5 protein-coding genes and 1 pseudogene are annotated in these 4,407 nt (G+C 77.1%); 1 reads left to right on the forward strand and 5 read right to left on the reverse strand.

Annotated features, from left to right (window positions below; all coding sequences use genetic code 11):
* Both purE and WCS02_RS17880 read right to left on the reverse strand, forming a co-directional pair.
* Window positions 1-420: 5-(carboxyamino)imidazole ribonucleotide mutase (gene purE / locus WCS02_RS17875; protein WP_340295638.1), on the reverse strand; the 420-nt coding region annotated here is incomplete at its 3' end.
* Between the two features lie 53 nt (window positions 421-473).
* On the reverse strand, window positions 474-1,664 hold the full coding sequence (locus WCS02_RS17880; RefSeq protein WP_340295632.1) for a 5-(carboxyamino)imidazole ribonucleotide synthase: 1,191 nt from the start codon (window positions 1,662-1,664) through the stop codon (window positions 474-476).
* A gap of 37 nt (window positions 1,665-1,701) precedes the next feature.
* Between WCS02_RS17880 and WCS02_RS17885 the strand changes: the two genes are divergently transcribed.
* Window positions 1,702-2,202 carry a GtrA family protein gene (locus tag WCS02_RS17885; protein ID WP_340295634.1) on the forward strand — a complete coding sequence of 167 codons (501 nt, stop codon included), beginning with the start codon at window positions 1,702-1,704 and terminating at the stop codon, window positions 2,200-2,202.
* 7 nt (window positions 2,203-2,209) lie between these two features.
* On the opposite strand, the gene WCS02_RS17890 is transcribed toward WCS02_RS17885, so the two are convergent.
* From WCS02_RS17890 to WCS02_RS17900, 3 genes and pseudogenes are all read right to left on the reverse strand, one after another.
* Window positions 2,210-3,013 (reverse strand): enoyl-CoA hydratase/isomerase family protein, encoded by an 804-nt coding sequence (locus WCS02_RS17890; RefSeq protein WP_340295636.1) that lies wholly within the window; start codon window positions 3,011-3,013, stop codon window positions 2,210-2,212.
* A 17-nt stretch (window positions 3,014-3,030) separates the two neighbouring features.
* Window positions 3,031-3,966 (reverse strand): adenylate/guanylate cyclase domain-containing protein, encoded by a 936-nt coding sequence (locus WCS02_RS17895; protein WP_340295637.1) that lies wholly within the window; start codon window positions 3,964-3,966, stop codon window positions 3,031-3,033.
* A pseudogene (locus WCS02_RS17900) lies at window positions 3,963-4,407 on the reverse strand (biotin--[acetyl-CoA-carboxylase] ligase); the annotation flags it as partial. The pseudogene WCS02_RS17900 and the gene WCS02_RS17895, both read right to left, overlap by 4 nt.

Consider the following 4,407-nt stretch of genomic DNA (forward strand, 5'->3'; position numbering starts at 1 on the left):
GTGCTCGACGAGCGCCGCGCGCAGCCGCTCGGCCTCGGCCCCCTCGCCCGCGCCGAGGATGCGCGCGGCGAGCAGGCCGGCGTTCCGGGCGGCCCCGACGCCGACCGTGGCGACCGGGACGCCGGCGGGCATCTGGACGATCGACAGCAGCGAGTCCGTGCCGTCCAGGTGCGCGAGCGGCACCGGCACCCCGACGACCGGCAGCGGAGTCACCGAGGCGAGCATCCCCGGCAGGTGGGCCGCACCGCCCGCACCGGCGACGACCACGCGCAGCCCCCGCCCGGCCGCCGCGGCGCCCCAGGCGAGCATGTCGTGCGGCATCCGGTGCGCGGAGACCACGTCGACCTCGTGCGGGACGCCGAGCTCGTCGAGCGCCTCCGAGGCCGCCTGCATGACGGGCCAGTCGGAGTCGGAGCCCATGACGACGGCCACGACGGGCCGGGGGGACCTGCTGGTCTCGTTGCTGGTCTCGCTCACTCGGTGATCTCTCCCCTGATGTAGCCGGCGGCGTGCCGGGCGCGCTCGAGCAGGTCGTCCAGGTCGTCGCCGGAGACGGTGACGTGCCCGATCTTGCGGCCGGGCCGGACGGCCTTGCCGTAGAGGTGGACCTTGACCGCGGGGTCGTGGGCCATGACGTGCAGGTAGGAGGAGTACAGGTCGGGGTGCTCCCCGCCCAGCACGTTGACCATGACGGTCCAGCGGTCGCGCGCCCGGACGTCGCCCAGCGGCAGGTCGAGCACCGCGCGCAGGTGCTGCTCGAACTGGCTCGTCACGGAGCCGTCGATGGTCCAGTGCCCGGAGTTGTGCGGCCGCATGGCCAGCTCGTTGACGACGAAGCGCGGCCCGTCCGGCCCGGCCACCTCGAAGCCCTCGACGGCCATCACCCCGGTGACGTCCAGGGCGCCGGCGATCCGGGCGGCCGTGGTGGCCGCGACCCCCGCGAGGTCCTCGTCGAGCCCGGGGGCCGGGGCGACGACCTCCCGGCAGACGCCGTCGACCTGCAGGGTCTGGGCGACGGGCCACAGGGCCACCTGGCCCATGGCGCTGCGGGCGACGAGGACGGCGAGCTCGCGGACGAACGGCACGACCTCCTCCGCGAGCAGCGCCGGGAACGTCCCCCGGTCGAACCACTCCTGGGCGGTGTCCCAGCCGTCGTCGGAGGCGGTGGACAGCACGAGCACGCCCTTGCCGTCGTAGCCGCCGCGGGGGGTCTTGAGGACGGCCCGCCCGCCGTGGGCGTCGGCGAAGGCGCGCAGGGCGTCCAGGTCCGCCACGGCGTCCCAGGCCGGCACCGGCAGGCCCAGCGCGGCGAGCGCCCGGCGCATGACGAGCTTGTCCTGCGCGTGGCGCAGCGCCCCGGGGGCGGGCCGGACGACGGCGCCGGCGTCCTCGAGCGCGGCCAGCACGTCGCCCGGCACGTGCTCGTGGTCGAAGGTGACGACCGCGGCGCCCCGGGCGGCGCGGAGCACGGCCGCCGTGTCGTCGGCCGCGCCGAGCTCGTGCGGGGCGACCAGGGCCGCGCTGTCGTCGTCGCGCTCGGCGAGCACGCGCAGGCGCACCCCCAGGCCCACCGCGGCGGGGGCCATCATGCGGGCGAGCTGCCCGCCCCCCACGACGGTGACGGTGGGGAAGCCGGGTCCGGTCGTGTCGTCGTCCGCAGGCACGGGCGGAGCCTACGCAGGACTCACGTACGGTTGCCGGGTGCGCTCGCTGTACGCCGTGGTCACCGGCGCCCTCGCCCTCGTCGTGCGCGAGGGCCTCAAGTTCGGCGTCGTCGGCGCCGTCGCCTACGTCGTCGACCTCGGCGTCTTCAACCTGCTGCTGCACGTCGGCGCGGACCCGGTCCTCGAGGGCCGTCCGCTGACGGCCAAGGTCGTCTCGGTCGCCGTGGCGACGATGGTCGCCTGGCTGGGCAACCGCTACTGGACCTTCCGGCGCCGCCGCCGCTCCGCCGTGCCGCGGGAGCTCGTCCTGTTCGTCGTGGTCAACGTCGGCGGCCTGCTGCTGGCGCTCGTGCCGCTCGCGGTGTCGCGCTACCTGCTCGGGCTCACCTCGCCGGTGGCCGACAACATCGCCGCGAACGTCGTCGGCCTGGCGATGGGCACCCTGTTCCGGTTCCTCATGTACCGGACCGTGGTCTTCAACCAGGTAGAGCCCGTCGAGGACCCCGTCGGCGGCGGCCAGGTGCGCACGCCCGCCTGAGCGCCCCTCAGGGCAGCGGGTCCGCCCAGCGCGGCTGCCGCTTCTCGACGAACGCGGCGATCCCCTCGGCACGGTCCGGGCCGGCGACGACGCCGCGCCACGCGGCGTCCTCGACCTCGAGCGCGTCCGCCAGCGGCAGCGCCGCACCGGCGCGCATCGCGGCCTTGGCCGCGCGGACCGAGGCGGGCGAGCGGGACGCCGTCTCGCGCGCGAGCGCGGTGGCGACCTCGACCACCGTGCCGGTCGTGGCCAGCCGGTCGAGCAGGCCGATTCGGTAGGCCTCGGCGCCGTCGACGCGGCGGCCCGTGAGGACCAGGTCCGCCGCCCGGCCCGCCCCGAGCCGGCGCTGCGCCAGCTGCGTGCCCCCGCCGCCGGGCACGAGCCCGACGCCGACCTCGGGCAGACCCAGCACGGTGGCGGCGTCGCCGACCAGCAGGTCGCACGCCAGCGCCAGCTCGCAGCCGCCGCCCAGCGCGTACCCGGTGACCGCGGCGACCACGGGGACGGGCAGGCCGAGCACCCCGCCGTAGCAGGCGCGGCTGGTGGCACGGGCGGCCAGCAGGTCGGCCTCGGTGGCGTGCCGGCGCTCCTTGAGGTCCGCCCCGACGCAGAAGGCGTCCTCGCGGGTCGAGCGCAGCACGACGGCCCGCAGCGTCCGGCGCCCGTGCAGCTGCTGGGTGGCCGCGCCCACCTGGCGGGCGAGCTCCACGGAGATCGCGTTCCTCGCCTCCGGCCGGTCGAGCACGAGGCTCACCACGTGGCCCTCGGGGTCCTCGTCGACCAGCCGGACCCACTGCTGCGCCGTCGCCATGCTGCTCCTCCTCGTGCCTAGCCGTGCTCGCCGGGTGCGTAGCCACCCTCGCCCGTCCGCTGCCCCGGCGTCTCCACCGACACCAGCGCGACCGGCCCGACCCCGCGGACCTGCCGTGGCCCGAGGGTCCGCAGCCGCAGCCCGGTGGTGCCCGTGAGCATGCCCGCCGTCCTCGCGTCGGTCAGCACGTCACCGGCCCCGGCCAGGCGGGACACCCGGGAGGCCAGGTTGACGGTGGTGCCGAACAGGTCGCCGAGCCGGGCCACGACCTGGCCGTAGGCGAAGCCGACCCGGACGCCGGGGACGAACGGGTCCTCCTCGAACGCCCGGGACAGCGTGAGCGCCGTGCGGGCGGCGTCCTCGGCGCTGCCGGAGGAGAACATCACCTCGTCGCCGACGGTCTTGATGACCCGGCCGCCGTGGTCGGCCACCGCGTCGCCGGCGACGTCGCCGAAGCGGCGGACCAGCGCCGCGAGCTCGGGCTCGTCGAGCGTGCTCACCATCTGGGTCCACCCGACGACGTCGGCGAAGCCCACCGCGCGGGAGAACACCTCCCCCGCCGGGACGAGGACCCGCTCGACCGCGTCGTCGGCCAGGCGCCGCCACACCAGGCCGAGCAGCTCCTCCAGGTCCGGGGACACCTGGCGCAGCAGCAGGTGCGTCGTCGCGGGGTCGCCGCCGACACGCTCGGCGAGGGTCTCCACCTGCCAGGTGGCGAGCCGGTCGACCGAGCGGCCGACGGCCCGCGCCAGGTCCAGGACGGTCCGCTCGTCGAGCGTGCCGTCGCGCACGAGCCGCGTGGCGATCCGCAGCACCTGCAGCTCGGTCTCCCCCAGCACGGGCTCGTCGTCGGCGTCGGCGTAGCCCAGTGCCCGGAACAGCTTGCGTGCGCTGAGCCGCGAGACCCCGGCTGCGGCGGCGGCCTCCCGCGGGGTGAGCCGGTCGACGCTCACCGGAGGTGCTCCACGTCGCCCGCGGACACCGTCGTCCGCCCACCGGGGCCGTCGAGGACCAGCGAGCCGTCGCGGGCGAGGTCGACGGCGGTCCCCTCGCGGACGCCGCCCGGCGTGCTCGCGCGCACCCGGCGCCCGAGCGTCGTGCAGACCGCGCGGTAGGCCGCGTCGGTGCCGGAGGCGGCCGCGTCGCCGCCGGCCCGCTCCCACGCCCCGACCCGGCCGCGCAGGCCCTCCTCGAGCAGCGGCAGCAGCTCGTCGGCGCCGACCGGGCGGTCCAGCAGGCGCTGCAGGGAGGTCGCCCGCCCGCCCGGCGGCACCGGGTCGGGGTCGGCGAGGTTGACGCCCACCCCGACGACGACGGCCGGCCCGGCGGGGGTCCCGGTCGTCTCGGCGAGGATGCCCGCGAGCTTGGCCAGCCCCGTCCGGGCGCCGTCGACC

Origin of the sequence: Aquipuribacter hungaricus, from assembly GCF_037860755.1 — a bacterium.
GTDB lineage: Bacteria > Actinomycetota > Actinomycetes > Actinomycetales > JBBAYJ01 > Aquipuribacter > Aquipuribacter hungaricus.